Source organism: Chloroflexota bacterium (assembly GCA_038040195.1).
Lineage (GTDB): Bacteria > Chloroflexota > Limnocylindria > QHBO01 > QHBO01 > DASTEQ01.
Genome location: JBBPIR010000009.1, coordinates 23873 through 46007, shown reverse-complemented (window position 1 = coordinate 46007; position 22135 = coordinate 23873). Strand labels below are relative to the sequence as shown.

Annotated in this window: 20 protein-coding genes and 1 tRNA gene; 16 read left to right on the top strand and 5 right to left on the bottom strand. The window is 69.4% G+C overall.

Annotated elements, in window-relative coordinates:
• The first annotated feature begins 558 nt into the window (after window positions 1-558).
• Entirely contained in the window at window positions 559-1473 is a 915-nt protein-coding gene (locus tag AABM41_08955; GenBank protein MEK6192435.1) for a DUF2391 family protein, read from the top strand.
• A complete protein-coding gene (locus AABM41_08950) occupies window positions 1470-1844 on the top strand; it encodes a hypothetical protein (protein ID MEK6192434.1) in 375 nt (124 codons plus the stop codon). Before AABM41_08955 ends, AABM41_08950 begins: the two co-directional genes overlap by 4 nt.
• A 171-nt stretch (window positions 1845-2015) precedes the next feature.
• Here AABM41_08950 and AABM41_08945 read toward each other — a convergent pair.
• Window positions 2016-2102 (bottom strand) — tRNA-Leu (locus AABM41_08945).
• Window positions 2103-2130: 28 nt separating this feature from the next.
• On the opposite strand from AABM41_08945, the gene AABM41_08940 reads away from it, so the two are divergent.
• Together AABM41_08940 and AABM41_08935 are read left to right on the top strand one after the other, a co-directional pair.
• On the top strand, window positions 2131-2742 hold the full coding sequence (locus AABM41_08940; protein ID MEK6192433.1) for a sigma-70 family RNA polymerase sigma factor: 612 nt from the start codon (window positions 2131-2133) through the stop codon (window positions 2740-2742).
• Between the two features lie 19 nt (window positions 2743-2761).
• Window positions 2762-3481: a hypothetical protein gene (locus AABM41_08935; GenBank protein MEK6192432.1), complete on the top strand. Its 720-nt coding sequence runs from the start codon at window positions 2762-2764 to the stop codon at window positions 3479-3481.
• An 18-nt stretch (window positions 3482-3499) separates the two neighbouring features.
• Here AABM41_08935 and AABM41_08930 read toward each other — a convergent pair whose 3' ends face one another.
• Complete coding sequence (locus tag AABM41_08930; protein ID MEK6192431.1) at window positions 3500-4003, bottom strand: J domain-containing protein; 504 nt, start codon at window positions 4001-4003, stop codon at window positions 3500-3502.
• 51 nt (window positions 4004-4054) lie between these two features.
• Here AABM41_08930 and polA point away from each other — a divergent pair, with 51 nt between their 5' ends.
• Genes polA through coaE form a run of 3 tightly spaced genes read left to right on the top strand, consistent with a single transcriptional unit; the run spans window position 4055 to window position 8377 of the window.
• The gene (gene polA, locus AABM41_08925) at window positions 4055-6952 is read left to right on the top strand and encodes a DNA polymerase I (protein MEK6192430.1); all 2898 of its coding nucleotides are present in this window, start codon (window positions 4055-4057) and stop codon (window positions 6950-6952) included.
• Window positions 6945-7805 carry a bifunctional DNA-formamidopyrimidine glycosylase/DNA-(apurinic or apyrimidinic site) lyase gene (gene mutM, locus AABM41_08920; protein ID MEK6192429.1) on the top strand — a complete coding sequence of 287 codons (861 nt, stop codon included), beginning with the start codon at window positions 6945-6947 and terminating at the stop codon, window positions 7803-7805. Before polA ends, mutM begins: the two co-directional genes overlap by 8 nt.
• The gene (coaE, locus tag AABM41_08915) at window positions 7802-8377 is read left to right on the top strand and encodes a dephospho-CoA kinase (protein ID MEK6192428.1); all 576 of its coding nucleotides are present in this window, start codon (window positions 7802-7804) and stop codon (window positions 8375-8377) included. Before mutM ends, coaE begins: the two co-directional genes overlap by 4 nt.
• Window positions 8378-8456: 79 nt before the next feature.
• Here coaE and AABM41_08910 read toward each other — a convergent pair whose 3' ends face one another.
• From AABM41_08910 to AABM41_08900, 3 genes are read right to left on the bottom strand one after another with little or no spacing between them, the layout of a single operon-like run.
• Complete coding sequence (locus AABM41_08910) at window positions 8457-9293, bottom strand: SAF domain-containing protein (GenBank protein MEK6192427.1); 837 nt, start codon at window positions 9291-9293, stop codon at window positions 8457-8459.
• 21 nt (window positions 9294-9314) lie between these two features.
• The gene (locus tag AABM41_08905; GenBank protein ID MEK6192426.1) at window positions 9315-11237 is read right to left on the bottom strand and encodes a pilus assembly protein TadG-related protein; all 1923 of its coding nucleotides are present in this window, start codon (window positions 11235-11237) and stop codon (window positions 9315-9317) included.
• Window positions 11238-11239: 2 nt separating this feature from the next.
• Window positions 11240-11821, bottom strand: coding sequence for a TadE/TadG family type IV pilus assembly protein (locus AABM41_08900; protein ID MEK6192425.1), 582 nt, complete (start codon window positions 11819-11821; stop codon window positions 11240-11242).
• 160 nt (window positions 11822-11981) lie between these two features.
• Between AABM41_08900 and uvrB the strand changes: the two genes are divergently transcribed.
• From uvrB to AABM41_08855, 9 genes are all read left to right on the top strand, one after another.
• On the top strand, window positions 11982-14120 hold the full coding sequence (gene uvrB / locus AABM41_08895) for an excinuclease ABC subunit UvrB (protein ID MEK6192424.1): 2139 nt from the start codon (window positions 11982-11984) through the stop codon (window positions 14118-14120).
• 13 nt (window positions 14121-14133) lie between these two features.
• Window positions 14134-14745 (top strand): hypothetical protein, encoded by a 612-nt coding sequence (locus tag AABM41_08890; GenBank protein MEK6192423.1) that lies wholly within the window; start codon window positions 14134-14136, stop codon window positions 14743-14745.
• Complete coding sequence (locus AABM41_08885; protein MEK6192422.1) at window positions 14742-15236, top strand: hypothetical protein; 495 nt, start codon at window positions 14742-14744, stop codon at window positions 15234-15236. The genes AABM41_08890 and AABM41_08885 overlap by 4 nt, the downstream gene beginning before the upstream one ends.
• 15 nt (window positions 15237-15251) lie before the next feature.
• Window positions 15252-15887, top strand: coding sequence for a DUF4203 domain-containing protein (locus tag AABM41_08880; protein ID MEK6192421.1), 636 nt, complete (start codon window positions 15252-15254; stop codon window positions 15885-15887).
• A 249-nt stretch (window positions 15888-16136) separates the two neighbouring features.
• A complete protein-coding gene (locus tag AABM41_08875) occupies window positions 16137-17162 on the top strand; it encodes a LacI family DNA-binding transcriptional regulator (protein MEK6192420.1) in 1026 nt (341 codons plus the stop codon).
• Window positions 17163-17211: 49 nt separating this feature from the next.
• Window positions 17212-18627, top strand: coding sequence for an extracellular solute-binding protein (locus AABM41_08870; protein MEK6192419.1), 1416 nt, complete (start codon window positions 17212-17214; stop codon window positions 18625-18627).
• 76 nt (window positions 18628-18703) lie between these two features.
• Complete coding sequence (locus AABM41_08865; GenBank protein MEK6192418.1) at window positions 18704-19666, top strand: sugar ABC transporter permease; 963 nt, start codon at window positions 18704-18706, stop codon at window positions 19664-19666.
• Window positions 19663-20745, top strand: coding sequence for a carbohydrate ABC transporter permease (locus AABM41_08860; protein MEK6192417.1), 1083 nt, complete (start codon window positions 19663-19665; stop codon window positions 20743-20745). The genes AABM41_08865 and AABM41_08860 overlap by 4 nt, the downstream gene beginning before the upstream one ends.
• Window positions 20742-22115, top strand: coding sequence for a GH1 family beta-glucosidase (locus AABM41_08855; protein MEK6192416.1), 1374 nt, complete (start codon window positions 20742-20744; stop codon window positions 22113-22115). The genes AABM41_08860 and AABM41_08855 overlap by 4 nt, the downstream gene beginning before the upstream one ends.
• Window positions 22116-22135: the final 20 nt, after the last annotated feature.

Here is a 22135-nt window from a genome sequence, read left to right as displayed (position 1 = left end):
CCTGAGCAGCCCAAGCCGCCCGACCGACCCTGGGAGCAGCCCAAGCAGCCTGAGCCGCCCAAGCCGCCCGACGAGGAGAAGGTGAAGGAAGAGGGGGCGTGAGCATCGACCTGATCCGCTACATCTCGAAACGATCTTCCTGATCGACGGCGAAGCGGTGCTGCCGGTGACCGCGATCATCCGGGGATGGAGCGCCACAACGAATTAGAGGGGGCACTTGGCCCCCTCTCGGAGTTCTTTCGCGACTTGGCCGCCTAGCGGCAATTGCCATTGGCGTCCTTGGAGCGGCACTCGCTGTCGAACTTGCCGGAGGTCGGCTTGGTCGTGACCTCGTCGTAGGTACTCTTCGGCCAGTTAGAACAGTTCGTGCAGAAGTGCCATACCTTTGAACCGCGCTTGCGTCGCCAGCGTCGCATTCTCGCCTCCTTAGCGATAGTTGCGTTGTGGTCGACTATCGTACTCCCCAGGCTAGTCCCGTCCAGTGGGGCTGCTATCTCCTGGCAAGACCAGAGGTGATCTGCCACGCCGTCGGCTGCGACACTACGTCGGGAGGTGTCGATGGCCCGATCGCGGAAGGGCAGCAGCGCTGGCGCCGGGGACAACCACGCCCGCGACGGCCGCTCGGTCGACAAGACGGCGCGTGATCACCTACGGGCCGCGGTCGGAGGCCTGTTCGTGGGCCTGCCGCTCCTCTGGACGATGGAGATGTGGGAGCACAGCGCCACACAGCCGCCACTGAAACTGCTGTCGCTGTTCGGGCTCGCGTTCGCGATCGTCGTCGGATTCAACGCCGTCAGCGGCTTTCGTCGCGAGCGTACCTGGGTTGGGCTCCTCGTCGAAGCTGTGCAGGGCATGGGGCTCTCGATCGTGGTCGCGGCGGCGATGTTGTACGTGCTAGGTCGCCTTGAGCCCGAGCTCGGCCTGCCGACGTTCGTCGGCCGGATCGGCCTGCTGTCGATCCCGGTCGCGTTCGGGACGGCCCTCGCCGCTACAGTGCTCAGCGAGCCGGAGGAGGGCGGCGGTCGAGAGCCTGTCGGGCCGATAGGCCGGTTGTTCGTGGCGGCGGGCGGCGCACTCTACTTCGCGCTCACCGTGGCCCCCACCGACGAGGTCCGGGTCCTGGGCTCGGAGGCCGACGTCCTACTGCTTCTCCTGGCCATCGTCGCGAGCCTCGTCATCAGCCTCGTCATCGTGTTCGTCGTGGAACTGCCGGGAGGGCGCGGCGGATCGAGATCGGGTTCTCGCGGCCGCGGGCCGATCGACGGACCGGTGGGTGAGACCGTTGCTTCCTATGTGATCGCCCTGCTCGTGTCGCTCGTGCTCATCTTTTCGTTCGGGCTGACTGACGGTCTGGGGCTGCGCGCCATCGCCGGGCACGTGGTGATGCTCGGGACGATGGCATCCTTCGGCTCGGCCGCTGGTCGACTGCTGGTTGGCGGCGAGTCTGCGGAGAGGGAGGAGTCCTCGGCATGAAGCGCAACTGGCTCGAGTGGGCGATCCTCGTCATCAGCGTCGCCGTGGTGGTCGCGCTCGTGGGCTATCTGCTCGTCTCGGGGCTCACGAAAAGCGGGCCGGCCGTGATCCGCGCCGAGGTCACCGCTGCGGAGGGGGCAGACGGACCGGACGGCGGCTGGCTCGTCCCGCTGATCGTGCGCAACGAGGGCGGCAGGGCGGCGGTCTCTATCGTCGTCGAGGGGACCGCGACCGTCGCCGGCAAGGAGGAATCGAGCGAACTCACTGTCGACGTCCTCGCGGCCGACAGCCAGGTCGAATTGGTCCTCGGGTTCAGCGGCCGGCCGGAGGGCGAGGTCCAGGTCCGAATAGTGGGCTTCGAGACGCCCTGAAGCCGTAGGCCACGGCCGGCGCTACATGACGGCCCGGTGCCTGCCGGGTAAACCGGCCGGGCTCATCTCGACGTGCCCCACGACGCCCTCGAGCTCCAGGACGGCCTGCTGTTAGGGGCCGCTCCTGGATGACCTGGATGGTGTTGGGCCGGAATTGAGCACGTAATGAGTTGGTGCCGGAGGAGGGGGTCGAACCCACACGGGATTGCTCCCATCGGTGTTTGAGACCGACGCGTCTGCCTATTCCGCCACTCCGGCCCGCGGGGGATGTGATTATAGGTAGCCGATGTCGGATCCCGACCCGAGTCGCCCGGCCACGCGGACCGGCCCGTTGGCCGAGGAGGCCGCGGTGGTGGCTGCCGCCGCGCGGGGTGATCGGTCCGCCTTCACGCAGCTGATGGAGCACTACCAGGGCGCCTGTTACGGCCTTGCCTGGCGCCTCCTCGGCGACCCGGACCTCGCCGCGGATGCAACCCAGGACGCGTTCATCCACGCCTACGACCACATCCGTGCCTACCGGGGAGGGGTCTTCCGGTCATGGCTGCTGCGGATCACGGCCAATGCCTCGTACGACATCCTGCGCCGGTCGCAGCGGCGCCCGACGACCGCGCTCCCGGAGCCGGCGGAGGGCGAGGCGGATATCGCCGATCCGCGGGCCGTGAACCCGGTCGCGGAATCGGCCCGCGCAGAGCTCTACCGCGCCCTCGACGGGGCGCTCCGCCAGCTGCCCGAGGACCAGCGGGTTGCGGTCGTGCTGTGCGACGTCTACGGGATGGACTATCACGAGGTGGCCGAGTCCATCCAGGCACCCATCGGAACGGTGAAGTCGCGGATCCACCGCGGGCGCCTGCGTCTGCGCGTGCTGCTGGCCGACCAGCGGGAACTGTTCGAGGGTTGAGGGCGTCTGACCGATGTCCATGACTACGCGTGCGCACCCCGATCCCGAGCGCCTGGCCGCCCTGGCGGGCGCTGACCCCGATGCCCTCTCCGACCGCGAGCTGATCGCTCACCTGGCCGATTGCGCGGCCTGCGATGGGCAGGTTCGGGACCTGAGGGTGCTGCGCATTGCCCTGGCCGAGCTCCCGGATCTCGTTCCGTCGCGTCCGCTCCGGCTGCTGCCGCCCGTCGCGGAGCCGCAGGCGGCCGCCGGCTGGCGGATCGCATTCCGACGCGCCTTCGCCCCGCTGGCGGTGGCCGGCATGGTCCTGCTGCTGGTCGGTGGCGTGGGCGCCACCGGGGCGCTCGGGCCGGCCGATGCGGGTGCCTTCCTCCAGCGTCTTCAGTTCGCGGTGCCCGCGGCCCCCGCGGCCCTGGAGGCCGCCACGGGTCAACCCGAAGAGACCGCCGCAGACGCGGGCGTGGCTCCGGACGAGCTGGCGTCGCCGGAGGGCTCGCGGGGCCAGACCGGTGCCATGGCAACCGATACCCCTCGCGCCGCCGACGCGACCGCGGCTCCCACTGAGAGCGTGCTCGAGGTGACCGGGGAGTCGGATACGAGCCGGGACGGCGAGCTGGCGATGGTCGAGGACCGCGTGGGCTGGATCCTGGCCGCGGTGGCCGGGATTGGTCTGCTGGCCCTGGCCCTGGTCCTTCGCCGATCAGCCGCCCCCGTCGACCGCGGATACCCGGGCCGCTAGGCCCGGGTCAGGCGCCGGTCAGGCGCCGATCAGCCGCCCCGCCACGATCGCGGCGGTCAGAATCGCCAGCCCGACGCCGCCGGCGATCACGGCTGCCCACGGCGTCTCCAGGAATCCTTTGGGTGGAGCTTCCTCTCGAGGAGGCCGGGGCCGGACGTGGAGCGTTCCCCGGCGGGCGCTGCGCGGATCGCCGGAGGCCGTGCGCCAGCGCGTCGACACCTGGGCCCGGACCGAGGCGCTGGCCGTGACCGGCTGGCGCCCCCCGCTCCAGTGGCTGCCTCCTGCCGGCGTCCCACTCCAGGGGTGCTCCAGGTCCCAGGCCGCGCGGCGTGCGGGCGAGGAGAGCACCTCCCACGCCTCGTTGATCTCGCGCATCCGTGCCACGGCATCGGCTCCACCGGCGTGGAGGTCAGGATGGTGCGACTTGGCCAGCCGCCGATGCGCCGATGCCACCTGCGACGACGTCGCCTCACGTGGCAGGCCGAGGACCGCATACGGGTCCCGGAGGGCGGGCGGGGGCATCACCGGATTCTAGCGGCCGCCCGCCCCGAAGCAGCGGTCTAGACTCAACTCATGCCGGATCGTCGCCCGATCCTGATGCTGATCGACGGGCCCAGCCTGGTCTACCGGGGCTATTTCGCCCTGCCGCCGCTGACGACCTCGGATGGGACGCTGGTCAATGCCGTGTTCGGCTTCCTCCAGATCGTGCTGCGCGGGATGGCCGATCTGAAGCCGGACTACGCCATGGTCGCTTTCGACCTCGGCAAGCCTGCCTTCCGGTTCGTGGCCTACCCCGACTACAAGGCCGGCCGGCCGTCGATGCCCGACGACCTGCGCAGCCAGTTTCCGATCGTGCGGGAGGTCGTGACTCGGCTCGGGATGCCCATCCTGGAGGTGGAGGGCTACGAGGCCGATGACGTGATCGGTACCCTGACCAAGCACGCCACCGCGGCTGACGTGGACACCGTGATGGTCTCCGGCGATCTCGACGGCCTCCAGCTGGTCGACGACCATGTCCGACTGCTCACCACCCGGATGGGGGTGGCCGCCACCGTGGTCTACGACCCCGCCCAGGTGATGGAGCGCTACGGCCTGCGACCCGACCAGATGCTCGATTACAAGGCCCTCAAGGGCGATACCTCGGACAACCTGCCCGGCGTGCCGGGGGTGGGGGAGAAGACCGCCATCAGCCTGCTCCAGGAGTTCGGCACGCTCGACAGCCTGTACGAGCGCCTGGACGAGGTGAAGGGCAAGCTGCGCGAGCGGCTGGCCGAGCACCGCGACGATGCGTTCACCAGCCGCGAGGTCGGCCGCATCGTGACCGACCTGCCCATCGGCCTCGACCTGGAGGCGGCACACACCGGACGCTACGACCGCCGTGCCATGGCGCAGCGCTTCCGCGAGCTCGAGTTCCGGTCGCTGATCGACCGCCTGCCACCGACGATCGGCGGGCCGGCGGGTCCGGATGACGATGACGGATCGGGTGGGGGCCTCCAGCTGTCGCTCGACCTGCTGGGCGGCAGCCGCCCTGTGCGAGCCGGCGGCCCGGACCCCACGGCCAAGCAGGCGGCGCGCGCGCCGACCGAGGGGCGGGTGGCGCCTGACGCACAGGCCGATCCCAGGGGCGCCGTCGAGCACGCTGACCCGCGGATGGTGGGTGACGAGGCCGATCGCCTGGAGCTCGAGGCATGGCTCGCGGCGCACGGCGACAGGGTTGGGCTGGGCTGGGCGGCGGGCAGCGGCCGGCCGTTCGGGCGCTCGCTGTTGGGCATCGCCATGGCGGGCGCAGATGGGTCGAGCTGGTACCTGCGCTGGGACGGCGACCAGTCGACTCTCCCGCGCTGGTTCACCCGCACCGACCGTCCCCTCATCGGGCACGACCTGAAGCCCCTGGTGACCACGCTCCTGCAACGGGGGATCGAGCTCGCCGGCCCGGCCGTCGACACCTCGGTGGCCGGCTACATGCTGAATCCCGCCCTGCGCGCCCAGTCGGTCGACGACCTGGCGGCCCAACGCTTCGGCGCCGAGCTGCCGGCGCGGGCCGTATCCGGCGAAAGTGGTGCCGAGGAGGTGACCCTTGGCCGGCGAGCCGCGGCCGAGGCCCTCACCGCCCTGCTGGTCGCCCCGACCCTCCTGTCAGAGCTCGACGAGGTGGGTCTGAGCGACCTGTTCCGCGAGGTGGAGATGCCGCTTCTGCCGGTCCTGGCCCGGATGGAGGTCGCCGGCGTCCTCATCGATCGCGAGGCGCTGACGGCCATGGCGGAGGAGTTCGCGGAACACCTGGCCGATCTGGAGGCACGCATCATCGAGGCGGTCGGGCATCCATTCAACATCGGCTCACCGCGCCAGCTGGAGCAGGTGCTGTTCGACGAGCTGGGGCTGCCGTCCACCAAACGGACCAAGACGGCCCGTTCGACTGATGCCTCTGTCCTCGAGGAGCTGCGCAGCCAGCACCCGGTGGTGGGGCAGATCCTGGAGCACCGCCAGCTGGCCAAGCTGAAGTCGACCTACGCCGACACGCTGCCAATCCTGGTGGACGCCGACGGGCGGCTCCACACGACGTATTCCCAGGCCGTGGCGGCGACCGGGCGTCTGTCGAGCACCGACCCCAACCTCCAGAACATCCCGATCCGGACCGCCCTCGGCCGTCGCATCCGGCGCGTGTTCGTGGCGCCTCCCGGGAAGCTCCTCCTCGCCGCCGACTACTCCCAGGTCGAGCTCCGGATCCTGGCCCACGTTTCGGGAGACCCGGGGCTCAAGGCTGCCTTCGCGGCCGGCGAGGACATCCATCGCTCGACCGCGGCCCGCGTGCTGGGCATTCCCCCGGAGGAGGTCACCGCCGCGCAACGATCGATCGCCAAGATGGTGAATTACGGGGTCGCCTACGGGATGAGCGACTTCGGCCTGGCCGATCGGCTCCACATCGACCGCGAGACGGCGCGCGCGTTCATCACCGACTACTTCGCCGCCTACGAGGGCATCCGGCGCTACACGGTCGAGATTCGGATCCTGGCCCGCGACCAGGGGTACGTCTCGACGCTGCTGGGGCGCCGCCGCTACCTGCCCGAGCTGAGCGCCCGCAACAGCGCGCTGCGCGCGGCGGGGGAGCGGATGGCAATCAACATGCCCATCCAGGGCACCGCGGCCGACGGCATCAAGATCGCCATGGTGCGGCTGGACGCCGCCATGCGCGAGCGCGGCATGCGATCCCGGATGCTGCTCCAGGTCCACGACGAGCTCGTGTTCGAGACCGATGCCGACGAGATGGAGTCGCTGGCCAACCTGGCCGCGACCACCATGGAGGCGGCGCTGCCGCTCGACGTGCCGCTCACGGTGGACCTCAAGGTCGGGACCGATTGGGACCGCATGGATCGCCTGCTGCGGACCGATGAGGGTGGGTATCGGCGGGTGGAGATCGCGCCCGCCGATGCGGAGATCGAGGACCCGGTGGTCGCCCTGGTGGATGCCTGAGCTGCCCGAGGTCGAGACCGTGGCTCGCGGCCTCCAGGCCCGGCTTCCGGGGGCGACCATCCGGAGCGCCGCGATCCTGTGGGACCGGACGATCAGCCATCCGCTGCCGGCCGAGCGATTCGCGAACGAGATCGCAGGGGGCGTGGTGCGGCGAGTGGGACGGCGGGCGAAGTCGGTGGTGCTGCACCTGGACGACGGGCGGGTGATGACCGTCGCGTTGCGCATGACCGGCGCCCTGATCGTGGCCGCGCCCGGCGCCGCTCCCGACCCGAACGCCCGCGTCGTCTTCGAGCTGGACGACGGCCGGCAGCTCCGCTTCCGCGACGTCCGCAAGTTCGGCCGCATCGGCCTGTACCCGGGCCGCGGCCGGCGACGCGTGGCCGACGTGTTCGCCCGGCATGGCCCTGAGCCGCTCCCGGCCTCGTTCAGCGCCGCCCGCCTGGCTGTGCGCCTGCGCCGCCGCCGCGCGCGCCTGAAGACCCTGCTCCTGGACCAGTCATTCATCGCCGGGGTGGGCAACATCTACGCCGATGAGGCCCTGTGGCGCGCGCGACTGCACCCGCTGCGCCGTGCCGACACCCTCACCCACGCCGAGGTCCGGCGCCTGCATCGGGCCATCCGCGCCGCCCTGCGTGAGGGGCTGGCGGGCGGGGGCGCGTCGTACCGCGACTACGTGGATCCCGACGGCGAGCCCGGCCTGGCCGCCGAGCGGATGCGGGTCTACCGCCGCACCGGGCAGCCTTGCCCGCGATGCGGACGTCCGATCCAGCGCATGGTGGTCGGCCAGCGAGCGACCCATTTCTGCCCGCGCTGCCAGCCCGCGCCGGATGCGGCGGATGAACCGGTCGCATGAAGGTCATCGGCCTGACGGGCAACATCGGCTGTGGGAAGAGCACCGTGGCCGCCCTCCTGCGCGAGCGAGAGGTGGCCACCATTGACGCCGACGAGGTGGCGCGCGAGGTGCGCCGCCCGGGGAGCCCCGAATCGGCCCGGATCCTGGACCGCTTCGGGACGCTCGACCCCCGGCAGCTCGCCCGCCTGGTGTTCGAGGACGCCGCCGCCCTGGCCGACCTCGAGGCGATCGTTCACCCGCGCGTCCGCGACCTCGTCGCCGCGCACCTGGCGGAGCTGGACCAGGAAGGCGTCATGGTGGCAGCGGTGGAGGCCATCAAGCTCCTGGAGTCGCCTCTCCGCGAGCGTTGCGACCAGGTATGGGTGGTGGTGTGCCGACCGGAGGATGCGCTGCGCCGGCTCAGCGAGCGTGGCCTGTCGGAGTCCGACGTTCGAGATCGGCTCGCGAACCAGATGGGCGCGGCCGAGCTCATCCAGGCTGCCGACGTCGTGATCGATGGATCAGCGGACATCGGCGAAACCGCCCGCCAGGTGGAAGTGGCCCTCGCCGGCCTGGCCGGCGGCGGCGCGTGAGAGAGGCGCGCTGAGAACGAACCGGGCCCCGGCGCCGCCAATGGCGACACCGGGGCCCTCACCGCCTCGTCGCGGCTGGTCAGTTCCCCCCGGACGTCTGCCCTCCCAGGGACGGCGGCTCGGGGATGGGGAAGTCGTACTCGTCGAGCAGCATGTCCAGGGTCGACCCGGTCGTCTCCGCCACTCGATTGTCCTCGTCCGGCCGGAGCACGAGCGTGAACTGGCCTCCGGCGGCGGCCAGCTCGGCGATCTTCTCGGCGGTGGCCAGGTCCGTGCGGAGGATGTAGATCGATCCGTTGCGAGCCAGCACGGTCAGCATCTGGAGCGTGACCTTGGTGGACGGGCCGGCGATGAACGCCGTCTCGGCCGCCGATGGGGCGCCGCTGGCCGGCTCCTCGACCACGACGCCGATCTCGGGGTTGATGGCCAGGGTGACCAGGAGGTCGACCCACTGCCCGGCGACCAGCGTGCCGGCCACGGCCCGATCATCCGGGACGCTGACCGAGACCGCCCGCAGATCGGGCCCGGTCGGGTCGTAGACCTCGCCCGCCTCGAGGATGGAATACCCCTGCCCGCTGGTCGCCGCGGCGAGCATGTTTCGGGTGACGAGCTGCCCGGCCGCGATCGGGACGCCGCTGACGCGGCCCAGGACGTCCTCGATCAGGGTGAAGGCGGCCTCATTGGTCGGGTCGGCGGCCACCGTCCGAGTGGTGAGGTCACCTTCCTCGATCGGCTTGCGGCTCGCGATGTCTCGGGCGGCGACTACCACCGTCCGCTGCTCCACCGGCTCGCTGAGCAGCGCGCTGCCCTGGAGCGCGACGAAGACCACGATGCCGACCAGGGCGGCAATGATGAGTCCGGCGACGATATAGACCATGGACCGACGGCGATGCTTGTCGGTGTACTCGAACTCCACGACGAGGCTCCTTGATGCGGGTTACCAGGGAACGAGGCGGGCGCGCTGCGCGCGACGCAGCGCCGGATCGTTGGCGTCAGCCGCGATCGGGCTCACGGCCCGGGCGGTGATGGCGTTGGCGTCGAGGTTGGTGACCTCGAAGACGGCGAAGCCGATGATGTCGACGTACCGGCCGCCGCTGGCCGAGGTTGCCACGGTGAACGTGATCGGCAGCAGGTGGGTGACCGGCTGGCCGGCGCCGTTGGTGCCCACGCCACGCACGACGAACGTGTAGCAGCCCGGGTTGAGGCCGAAGCTGTTGATGCTCAGCGTGGTGAGGGCCCCGTTTCCGCCGGATGACGGCGTGACACTGGACGGCGAGATCGTCAGCTGGCCGGGGTTGATGGTGGCCGGGCCATAGCTGCAGTCCGAGAGGGAGGTGGCGTCGACGGTCAATGAGACCGCAGTGCCGGTCGCGCCCCAGCGCGTGGCGGCGGCACTGGTGGTCGACACGTAGAGGGGCAGGCTGGCCGTGCCGCCCATGTTCGCGATCGAGGCACTGACGGTCGAGTTGGTGAGGCTGAAGTCCCGAACCGCGCCGCCGATCCGAACCGCGGCCGGGAAGCGCCGGGTCTGGAAGTACGGGCCGCCGGCATGGCCCTCCAGCCACACGGTGTAGATGCCGGCCGGCACCGCGTTCGAGGAGAACGACTGCATGGCAACCGTCGTCCCGTTCTTGTCCGGGATGAAGTTGTCGGTCGACCACGCCGGCTGGTTGATATGGCCGGCGGTGGGCGGGTTGTTGGTCGGCGGCTCGTCCGGGATCAGGTCATCCGCCGGGCTGGAGGACAGGTGGTCACCGTGGAGGTGCAGGCTGACGGTGCTGTTGAACGCGTCGTGGCGGGACACGGTGAATTTCGGGCCGTTGGTCGGCGCGCCGGTCGTGGACGGCAGCACGATGGCAGTCGGCGGGGTGACCGAGAAGTCGGGGATCTCCATCACCGTCCCGTTGTAGACCGCCAGCAGGATCCGGCCGCCGACGGTGAACACCTGCGAGAAGTTGCCGACCACCATCGAGGTGTCATTGCCGGACATGACCGCGATCTGGTCGTTCGGATCGGCCGGGGTGATGACGGCCGGGAAGGCGGGGCCCGGGTAGCCGGTGAGCAGGTACTCACCCTGCATGTCCTTGAGGGTGTTGGTGTTGATCCCGGCGGTCACGCCGTTGTAATAGATGCGTGAGGTGACCGACTGGAAGTTGCGGACGTCGAGTGCGATGAACCCGCGGAACGAGCTGTCGTTGTTGGCCTTGCTGTCCGGACCGTACAGCTCGAACGCAGGGCCGGGCTCGGCCTCGCTGGCCGGCGTTCGACCGTCGTAGCCGAACACGCTGATCGGGTCGACCCCGCCCGAGGTGGACGTGGCCTCCGTCGCCACGGCGTCCATGAAACCGCCCCCCGGGCCGGGCGGCCCCTCGTACCGGCGCGCGACGATGGGGATGGCCGGACCCCCCAGGAGGCGGCATTGGGCGCGACCCGTCGCCTGGAGTGTGTCGACACCCACCAGGCGGGCAAGAACGGCCTGGACCTGGGACGTGATGGCCACGCGGATCGTGGTTCCGCTGACGATGATCCCGCTCTGGAGATATGCCGGGTCGCCGGCGTGCCCGCTCTCATACTCGCGGGCCGCATCCGAGGCGATGGCAGAGTTGGCGGCCGCCGGCGATTGCTCGAGGTTGACCTCGGCGATGATCCGGGCCTGGGCCGCCGCCGACGCGTCGGAGTCGCCGGCAATGAGTGCCCGGCAGGCGGCGAGGGCCCCGGCATCGGCGGCGGTCTGCACGTGTCGCTGCTCCGCGACCTGGCGCCCGACGTCGATCGCCAGCCCCGCGAACACGAGGAGCAGGGTCATGGTGAGCGCGACCATGACCAGGACCTGACCATGGGCCGATCCGGTTCGGGGCACGGTCAGTTCACCACCATGGTGGTTGTGGCGCGCTGGAAGAACCGCCCGCCCCCGTCGGTGGACAGCAGTGCGCTGATGAGCGGAACGACGACGTCGCTGTGATAGCTGATCTCGACCCTGATCAGGCAGCCCTCCCGGGTATCGGTCACGCAGTTGGTCAGGCTGTCGCCCGGATCGGGGCAGGGGTCGCTGGTCGTCGCCGACGCGCAGTAGGAGACCGTCACGTCACCGTTGACCAGTGTCGTGCTGCTCGGAGTTGGGCACGCACCGCCACTCAGGGTGGCGCTGAAGTGGGGACTGGCGTCATCCAGGAGGCCAAAGGATTCGGTGGCCGCGGTGAGGACCGCGGCGCAACGATGGGCATCGTTCCAGAACGCGCTCTCGGTGTAGTCGTAGACGTAGATCGTGCCGGCCCGGGCACCCTCACGGGCAGCATTGGTCAGGGTGACGTGGGCCCCGTACAGCAGCCCGAACTGGATGATGCCGACCACGATGAGCATCAGGGGCATCAGGACGGCCGCGAACTCGACCAGTGCCTGTCCCCGGCCGGCGCGCAGGTCGGCCCAGCGGACGGCATGACTCATCCGCTGCGCAGGCTGGCAACGAGGCGCACCGCGACGCATTAGACCCGTGAGCCTAGGAGGGGCGGAGCGGACGGGATATGACCCGTTAGATCGCCTTGCGATAGGTACCGATGGTGTCGGCTAGAATCGGTCACCCCCAGGAGGTCGGCCGCTCCTTTTCATGCCCGAGTTCACCCTGAACGCACCGTTCGAGCCCACTGGAGACCAGCCCCAGGCCATCGCCGGGCTGGTCGACGGGCTCCAGGCCGGCATGCGCCACCAGGTCCTGCTGGGAGCCACCGGGACGGGGAAGACCTTCACCGCGGCCAAAGTCATCGAGGCCGTCCAGCGCCCGACGCTGGTGATGGCCCACAACAAGACCCTGGCCGCCCAGCTGTACCAGGAGTTCCGCGAGTTCTTCCCGCAGAACGCGGTCGAGTACTTCGTCAGCTACTACGACTACTTCCAGCCCGAGGCCTACCTGCCCCGTTCCGACACGTACATCGAGAAGGACTCGTCCCGCAACGACGAGATCGACCGGCTGCGGCACAACGCGACCCGGGCCCTGTTCGAGCGGCGGGACGTGATCATCGTGGCCTCGGTGTCGTGCATCTACGGGCTCGGCGCCCCCATCGACTACGGGGCCACCGTCATCAACCTCAAGGTCGGTGGCCATTACCGCCGCGACGGTGTCCTGCGCCACCTGGTCGACCTCCAGTACCAGCGCAACGATGCCGCCCTCTCCCGTTCGCGATTCCGCGTCCGGGGCGATGTGGTGGAGGTCCAGCCTCCGCACGGCGAGGAGGTGGTCCGGATCGACTTCCTGGGCGACGAGGTGGAGCGCATCGTGGAGGTCGATGGACTGACCGGCGAGGTCCTGGCGGAGCGGTCCGAAGTGAACTTCTACCCGGCCACGCATTACGTGACGCCGCGCGACAAGCTGCTGGTCGCCATCGACGACATCGAGGCCGAGATGGAGCTCCGGGTCCGGGAGCTGGAGGCCCGCGGCCAGGCGCTGGAGGCCGCCCGCCTCCGCCAGCGCACGACCTTCGACCTCGAGATGCTGCGCGAGGTGGGCTTCTGCCCGGGGATCGAGAACTACTCGCGCCACCTGTCACGCCGGGAAGCGGGCAGCCGGCCGTGGACCTTGATCGACTACTTCCCGACCGACTTCCTGCTGGTCATCGACGAGAGCCACATGACGATCCCGCAGGTGCATGGCATGTACAAGAACGACCGCACGCGGAAGGAGATCCTGGTCGAGTTCGGTTTCCGGCTGGCGTCCGCGCTCGACAACCGGCCGCTGACCTTCGACGAGTGGGAGGCGCACCTGAACCAGGTCGTCTCCATGAGCGCGACGCCGGGACCGTACGAGTCGGAACGCGCCGAGCGGGTGGTCGAGCAGTTCATCCGGCCGACCGGGGTGGTGGACCCGGCCATCACGGTGCGCCCGACCGCTCACCAGGTGGACGACCTGCTGGCGGAGATCCGCGACACGGTGTCCCGCGGGGAGCGCGTCCTCGTCACCACGCTCACCAAGAAGATGGCCGAGGACCTGGCCGACTACCTGGCCGAGCTCGGTATCAAGGTCCAGTGGCTGCACAGCGAGGTGGACACCCTGGAGCGGGTGGAGATCCTGCGCGACCTGCGGCTGGGGGTGTACGACGTCCTGGTCGGAATCAACCTGCTCCGGGAGGGGCTGGATCTGCCGGAAGTGACCCTGGTTGCGATCCTGGACGCCGACAAGGAGGGCTTCCTGCGCAGCGGCGGCTCGCTCATCCAGGTGATCGGCCGGGCGGCGCGCAACGTGGGTGGCCGGGTGATCATGTATGCCGATCGCGAGACGGCCGCCATGCGGCAGGCGATCGGGGAGACCGATCGGCGGCGCGCGAAGCAGGTCGCGTACAACGCCGAGCATGGGATCGTCCCGGAGACGATCACGAAGGCTATCCGGGACATCCACGAGGGCTTGCGGCGGGTGGCCGAGGAACGGAAGGCCCTCGACCTGGAGGGTCGGGGAAGCGAGGAGGTGGCCGAGCTGGCCAGCCGGCTGGAGTCCCAGATGCGGGAAGCGGCGCGCAACCTCGAGTTCGAGCGCGCGGCGGCGCTGCGCGACGAGCTGGTCGCCCTGCGACGCCTCCGCGAGGAGCTGGCCGCGGCGCCGGGGGAGATCCCGGCCGACGTGTACGCCGCGGCCGCGGACGCCGGCCGCGATGGATGGGGTTCGGGATCCGGCCCGCGCCGCGAGATGTTCAGCCTGGCCGCGCGACCCCGCGTCATCCCGGCCGGGACGCGGCGACGCCCGCCGCGGCGACGCTAGTCGGTTCGGGGTCATGGCCGGGACCCTGCCCCACGCCGTGTTCGTCGAGACCGGCATTGACGAGACAGGGCGGGCGATGGCCTTCGCCGGCGAGCTTCCGGGCTGCGCGGCGGTTGGCGATGACCCGGCGTCCGCCGTCGCCGAGGTACCGGGGCGAGTGACCGAGTTCGTCGGATGGCTCCGGGCGCATGGGGAGCCTCTCGCCGAGCCGGTTGGCAACTGGTACGAGGTCGAGCGCGCGGCAGGAGGCGACGGTGCCGATGGCGGGCCGCGACGCGCGTCGTTCTCGCTCGACGAGCTGCCGCCGTCCGCGGACGAGTTCGCGACCTGGCTCGGCTGGGCGGAGCTCGCGCGCGAAGAGCTGGCCGCGGCGCTCGACGTTCAGCCGGCTGCCGCCGAGCAGCTGGCCTGGCTGGCGGCCCAGGACGGGGCGCTGGCCGCTGAGCTGGGGACACCGGGCCCGAACGACGAGGCGGTAGCGGGGCTCGATGGGATCTACGCTGCCCGCGACGCCCTGACCGCCGCCCTTTTCATGGCCGGGCCGGGTGGGGCTGGCGTGCGCCGCGCCCTGCGGCTGGCCATCGCCGACGACCTCCGGGCGGTGGAGCTCATCAGCGTCCGGTGACCGCGGCGGCACCCGGGGCCGAGCGGCTGGCCTGGCTGGCGGTCCCGCTCGTCCTGATCGGGATGGTCGTCCTGTTCCTGACCATCGGGAGCCTGGGAGAGCGACGAGCCGAGCTGGAACGGATCGACGTGTCCGAGGTCCTGGCTGCGGCGGATCCCGTGGCGGCCTACGGCTCAAGCGAGCTTCAGTTGGTGGGCTGGTACGCCAACCTGGCCGATGACTGCCATCCCGATCCAGACCAGCGTCCAGATGCATCCTGGCTGGAGCGCACCTGTCCGCTCCGCCTCCTCTTGGCCGAGCAGCCCGCGGCCGGTGCCACGCAGGCAGCCCTGGAAGCCATTGGCCTCCGCCTGGCAGCGCCCACCGGGGAGCCGTTTCCGCCCCGAGCCCAGCCGGATGGCTGGCATCTGCTGCTCGAACAGGTGGTCGTGACCGGCCATTTCGAGGGCAGCGCGTTCGTGGTGAGCGACACCGACGGCCTGGTGCACTGAAGGTATCGTGCCCGGGTGGAGGCACCGGCCGTGGTCATCGGAATCGCCGCCATCGCGCTCGGCGCCGGCTGGATGCTGCTGGGTTATCGGCTGGCTCTGATCCTGCTGCCGATCTGGGGCTTCTTCGCCGGCTTCATCTTCGGCGCCCACGTCCTGGAGGAGCTGCTGGGCCAGGGGTTCCTGGCCACAACCATCAGCTGGGTGGGCGGCGCCATCGCGGGCCTGGTCTTCGCCGTCCTGGCGTACCTGTTCTGGTATCTCGCCGTGGTGATCGCGTTCGCCTCGGTCGGATACTGGCTCGGATGGGGCGTCATGACCCTCATCGGCTTCTCGGGGACCGGACTGGCGGTGTTCGGAATCGGCCTCGTGGTCGGAGCCGTTCTGGCCGTCCTGGCCGTGATAACCGGCGTGCCGCTGGTCGCCCTGGTGGTGATCAGCGCGCTGGGTGGGGCGCACGCGTTCATCGCTGGTGTGCTGGTTCTGCTGGGCGCTATCGAGGTCACGGACCTGGGGACCGGCGTCGTGACCGCCATCATCTCGGCCAACGTCGGGTGGTGGCTCGCCGCCCTGGGGCTGGCGCTGGTGTCGACCATCGTCCAGCTGCGGACGATCGGCGAGTACCGGCTTGAGCCACCCGCGGCCCGCATCTAGCTTCATTCCGAGCGACGAAAAGGCCCGGTCCTGACGACCGGGCTTTCAGGTTGCCAAAGAGGGGGATCGGCCGCACCTCTTCGATCCCGTGACCGAGGAGCGCCTGGCCGCCTGACGGTTCCTGGTCGCGCCGGTCCCTGGCCGGTGTAGGGCTACTTCCCGTGGGAGCGCTCTCTTGACAATGCCATTACACTGCCCGATGGGAATGTGAGAGCGCTCTCACAGGAGTTCCGGAGATTGCGAACGCACATGGCAGACAGGGGCGGCAATCCGGCCACGCTCGAGGCCGTCGCGCGGGTGGCCAACGTTTCCCGCGCCACGGTCTCACGGGTCGTGAACGGGGACCAGCGGGTGAGCGACACGACGCGAACCGTCGTGGAGGCCGCCGTTCGAGATCTCGGTTACGTCCCGAATCGAGCGGCACGCAGTCTTGTCACCAAGCGGAGCGGTTCGGTCGGGGTCGTCATCCCGGAACCGACTGCACAGCTCTTCGGCGACCCCTACTTTCCGCGCATTCTGCGAGGGATCAGCGACGGGTTGGCCGCCGAGGACATGCAGCTGGTGCTTCTGATGCCGCAGGTCCGCGCTGACGAGGTCCGGGCCGAGGGCTACCTCGCAGCCGGCCACGTGGACGGCGTCCTGCTCATCTCGCTGCACGGCTCCGACCCGCTGCCTGAGGACCTGGCGGCGCGGGGCATTCCGGTCGTCGTCGCTGGCCGTCCGCCGAGCGCTGGGATCACCTACGTAGACGTGGACAATCAGCGCGGCGCCGGAACGGCCGTCCAGCATCTGTTGGCCAACGGCCGGCGTCGGGTAGCGACCATTGCCGGACCGCAGGACATGCCGGCAGGCGCGGATCGCCTCGCGGGGTACCACGAGGCCCTCGGAACGGCAGGGCTGCCAGTGGACAGGCGGCTCATCGAGATCGCGGACTTCTCCATGGAAGGCGGCCGCTCGGCGATGGAGCGACTGCTTGGTCGGGAGCCGAATGTCGACGCGGTGTTTGTCGCATCCGACCTGATGGCTATGGGCGCACTCACCGCCCTCCAGGCAGCGGACCGTCGTGTCCCGGACGACGTCGCCGTGGTCGGGTTCGACGACTCCCCGTTCGCATCACAGGCCCAGCCGCCTCTCTCCAGTGTCCGACAGCCAATCGAAGAAATGGGCCGCGAGATGGCCCGTCTGCTGACCCGCATGGTCGCCTCTCATGACCGGGCCTCCCGGCGCGTGATCCTGGCGACCGATCTCGTTGTGAGGGCCTCGAGTGGGAGGTGACGGCCCTCGACCGCGCGTTCACCGTCATCGGAGTAGTGGAGGAGTTCCCATGGATCGGATTGGGCGCACGCCCATGCAGTTCACGGCCGTATTGGCCGCAATTCTCTTGCTCCTGGCCGCGTGCCAGAGCTCGGCATCGCCGACCGGTTCGCCCGGCGCAAGCGCCTCCGGCGAAGTCGTCGAGATCGAGTGGTACGTCGGCCTGGGCACCGGCGAGAACCCAGAGCAGATCCCAACCGAGGAGGCGGTCGTCGCCGCCTTCAACGAGTCGCATGACAACATCCAGATCGAGTTGACGGTCGTCGACAACACCGATGCTCAGAACACCCTGAACACCCGAATGCCGACCGATCCGCCGGACATCATCGGGCCGATCGGGATCCGGGCGCTGCAGTCGTTCGGCGACCAGCTCCTCGACCTGGCGCCCTACATCGAGTCCTCCGGCGTCGACCTGTCGGCGATCGACCAGGCGCTGATCGACGCCTACAACGTGGACGGCAAGCAGATCGGCATCCCGATGGCGGTCTACCCGCAGTTCATCTACTACAACAAGTCACTCTTCGACGAGGCGGGCCTGGCATATCCGCCACACGAGGTGGGGGAGCAGTACGAGGGTCAGGACTGGACCTGGGACACGGTCCGAGATCTGGCCATGCTGCTGACCGTTGATGCCAACGGCAACGATGCGACCAGCGCCGCCTTCGACCCGAACAGCATTGCGCAGTGGGGCCTCGATGCCCAGTTCACCGAGATCGACACTCGGGCCCTGTCCACGATCTTCGGCGGGTCGGGCTCGGTCGTGGCCGATGACGGCACGACGGCCCAGTGGCCGGACAACTGGCGCGAGGGGCTGCAGTTCTACTACGACGCAGTCTGGACCGACCACTTCGCGCCAACCAAGGCCGAGGCCGAGGCCATCGGCGGCGGCGAGGACCGGAACACGTTCCAGAGCGGTCTGATCGCGATGGACGCCGTCCACCAGTGGTACGTCTGCTGCATCTACCCCGCCGAGGGTGACCCTGCGGTGACCGATTGGGACATCGCGGTGCTGCCGGAAGGTCCGGACGGCACGGTCACCTCGAAGCTTCATGCCGATACGATCGGCATCCTCGACACGACCGAGCATCCCGAGGAAGCGTTTGAAGTGCTGGCCTACCTGAGCCAGCAGGCCGACCTGGTCCAGGTCTGGGGCGCCATGCCCGCGATCGCGAGCCAGCGGGATGCCTTCTTCGCCGGTCTGGACGAGCGGTTCGCCCCGCTCGTGATCGACTGGAACGTGTCGTCGCAGATGCTCGGTTTCCCGGACAACCCGAGCCACGAGGCATTCATGCCGAACTTCGAGGAGGCCGACTCGGCCAACAAGGACTTCGGCGCGCTGCTGTGGACGACCCCGGGGCTCGACCTGCAGGCCGAGATCGACGCCCACGTCGAGACGTTGCAGGCGCTGTTCGACGAGGGCAGCTAGCCCACACGACGAGGGGCGGCCGGTTTCGGCCGCCCCTCGTATCCTTCCCATCCCAAGTCAGCTGAGGTGAGGGCGGATGACGGCGATCTCCGAGTCGGGCACCCCCCGCGCCGTCGCGGCACGGCCGCCATCGGGTCGCTTCTCGTCACTCGAAACGCGTGAGGCCCTGACCGGGCTCGTCTTCATCTCCCCGTGGATCGTCGGATTCGTCCTGTTCTCGGCCCTGCCGATGCTCGCCTCGCTCGTCCTGTCGTTCACCGACTTCGATCCGCGGGCGGTCGATGAGATCCATTTCATCGGTCTCGACAACTACGTCCAGATGCTGCACGACCCGATCCTGATCCAGTCGCTGGGCGTGACCGTTCGCTTCGCCCTGCTCGTCGTCCCGACCACGCTGGCCTTCGCCCTCGGCGTGGCGTTGCTCGTGAACAGCACGCTCCTGGCCGGGCGCAACGTGTTCCGGACGCTGTTCTACATGCCGATGCAGATCCCGATCGTGGCCAGCACCGTCATCTGGATCGGTGTCCTGAACGCCGGCAACGGTTGGCTCAACCAGGGCCTCGCCGTGTTCGGCATCCAGGGGCCGGACTGGCTGAACAGCACGACCTGGGTCCACCCCGCCCTGGTGCTCATGGGCCTGTGGGGGATCGGCAACATGATGCTGATCTTCCTGGCCGGCCTCCAAAGCGTGCCCACTGAGCTGTACGACGCGGCTCGGGTTGATGGTGCCGGCCGGTGGGGAACGTTTCGCAACGTGACGCTCCCGCTCATCTCGCCGGTCCTCTTCTACAACCTGATCATTGCCCTGATCGCCACCTTCCAGTACTTCACCCAGGCGTACGTCATCAGCAACGGTCGCGGCGATCCCGCGCGCGAAACGCTGTTCTTCAACCTGAATCTGTTCCGCGAGGGCTTCGCGTTCTTCCACATGGGCTACGCCTCCGCGCTGGCTTGGCTCCTGTTCGTGATCGTCCTGGCGCTGACCTTCGTACTGTTCCGGACGGCGGGATCGTGGGTCTACTCGGGCGCGGACCGATGACGGCGCCGACGTCGGCGCTCACGCGACCGCGGGCAACCGGGTCCGCCCTCCGCCGCCAGACGCGGCGGTTCGCGGCGGTGTCCGGCGTCACGCTGTTCGCCATCGTGCTCGTCTCGGCGTTCCTCATGCCGCTGGCCTACATGACCGCGACTGCCTTCAAGGAACACGAGCAGCTCGCCGACCAGAACGCGCCGCTCTTTCCGGCCCGCCCGGCCACGTTCGAGTACGAAGGCGAGGCGTATCCCATCTACGCGGTGCCCACCGAGGCGGGCATCCGCGAGTGGGCGCTCATCGAGCCGCACCGCGAGGACGCGATCTTCATCGACCCGGCGAACCCGGAGGCGGGACCGATCGAATGGGTCGGCCGCTGGCGAACGCTCGAGCAGGTGCGCCACGTCGAGCTGACCTTCGAGAACTTCGCGAGCGCCTGGGAGCGGATCGAGTTCCCGCGCCTGTTCCTGAACACGATCATCATCGCCGGCCTCTCGACCTTCGGCGCGGTGGTGTCCGCGATCTGCGTGGCCTACGGGTTCAGCCGCTTCCGATTCCCCGGCCGCAACGGGCTGTTCCTCGTGATGCTCGCAACCATCGTCCTGCCGTTCCAGGTCACGCTCATCCCGAGCTATGCGGTCTACCTCCAGCTCGGCTGGGTCGGGACCTGGCTGCCGCTGATCGTTCCACACTTCTTCTCGAACGCCTACAACGTGTTCCTCCTCCGCCAGTACTTCCTCACGATCCCGCGTGAGTTGGACGAAGCTGCGATGATCGATGGCGCCGGGCCGCTGCGCATCCTCCGCTCGATCATCATCCCGCAGGCCATCCCGGCCATCGTCGCGGTCGCGCTTTTCCACTTCTTCTGGGCGTGGAACGACTACTTCCTGCCACTGGTCTATCTCCAGAGCGAGCCCGACCTCCAGCCCCTGTCGGTCGGGCTCGGGCGCTTCACGGCACTGTACGCCGGGGACCCGCCCACGCTCCAGGCGGCGGCGATCCTGGCCATGGCCTTACCCGTGATCGTGTTCTTTCTCGCCCAACGGGCATTCATGCGAGGCGTGGTCTTCGTCGGGGTGGAGAAGTGACCGGCACACCGGTCCACGATGTCGCGGCGCTGGCCGACAGATTCCCTCCGGGCTTCACGTTCGGTGTCGCGTCATCGGCCTATCAGATCGAGGGCGCGGTTGCGGCGGAAGGCCGCGGCCCGTCCATCTGGGACACCTTCAGTCACGAGCCGGGTCGTATTCAGAACGGCGACACCGGCGACCTGACCTGCGACCACTACCACCGTTGGGCGGAGGATCTCGACCTGCTGGCCGCGCTCGGGGTGGGCGCCTACCGCTTCAGCGTGAGCTGGCCGCGGGTGCTCCCCGCGGGCACGGGGGCGACGAACGAACGCGGCATCGACTTCTACGACCGCCTCATCGACGGCCTGCTGGAGCGCGGCATTGAGCCGTTCCTCACCGCGTATCACTGGGATTTGCCACAGGCGCTGCAGGACCGGGGCGGATGGGTGCACCAGTCGATCGTCGAGGCCTTCGCGGACTACGTCGGACTGCTGGCCGATCGGTTCGGCGATCGGGTCCGAACGTGGATCACGATCAACGAGCCACAGGTCTTCGCCTTTTTCGGTCACGCGATAGGAAGGCATGCGCCGGGTGAGCGAGACTGGGGCCTGGCGCTCCGGGTGGCCGGGGCGGCGCTGGCCGCCCATGCGGTGGCCGCGGCCCGGATCCGGGCAAGAGCCCCGGACGCGCGGGTCGGCGTCGCGCTGGACCTCAATCTTGTCGAGCCTGCGACAACGAGCGAGGAGGACGTTCAGGCCGCGCTCCTCCACCGGGCGATCCGCCAGGACTGGTTCCTCGACCCTCTCTTCGGCCTTGGTTATCCCGAGCGCGCGCTGGCGGCCCACCGCGAGGCCGGACACCTGCCGGACCTCGATCCTCCGGAGCTGCCCGGTTCCGGACTCGACTTCCTGGGGGTGAACTACTACACCCGCGAGATCGTCGAAGCCGACCCGGGATCGCCGTTCGGCATCCGTGTCACGACCGGGTCGGCGGGGCGGCAGACGACGATGGGCTGGGAGGTCCATCCCGACGGGTTGCGACAGGTCCTCATCCGGCTCCATCGCGACTACGGACCTCCGTCCATGGTGGTGACCGAGAACGGCGCAGCGTTCGCCGATCCCGAGCCCGGCGAAGGCGTGGCGGTGCCGGACTTCGAGCGCCGCGAGTATCTCGCCGCCCATCTCGAAGCGGCCGCGCGAGCGCTGGCCGAGGGCGTCCCGCTGAGCGGGTATTTCGCTTGGTCCCTGTTCGACAACTTCGAATGGGAGAAGGGGTTCGGGCAGCGATTCGGCCTCGTCCGGGTTGACTACGCGACCCAGCAGCGAAGCCTCAAGGAAAGCGGAGAGTGGTACCGGTCGCTCGTTCAGCAGCACCGCGCCGGGGAGTAAACCGAACAGGTGTTCATATC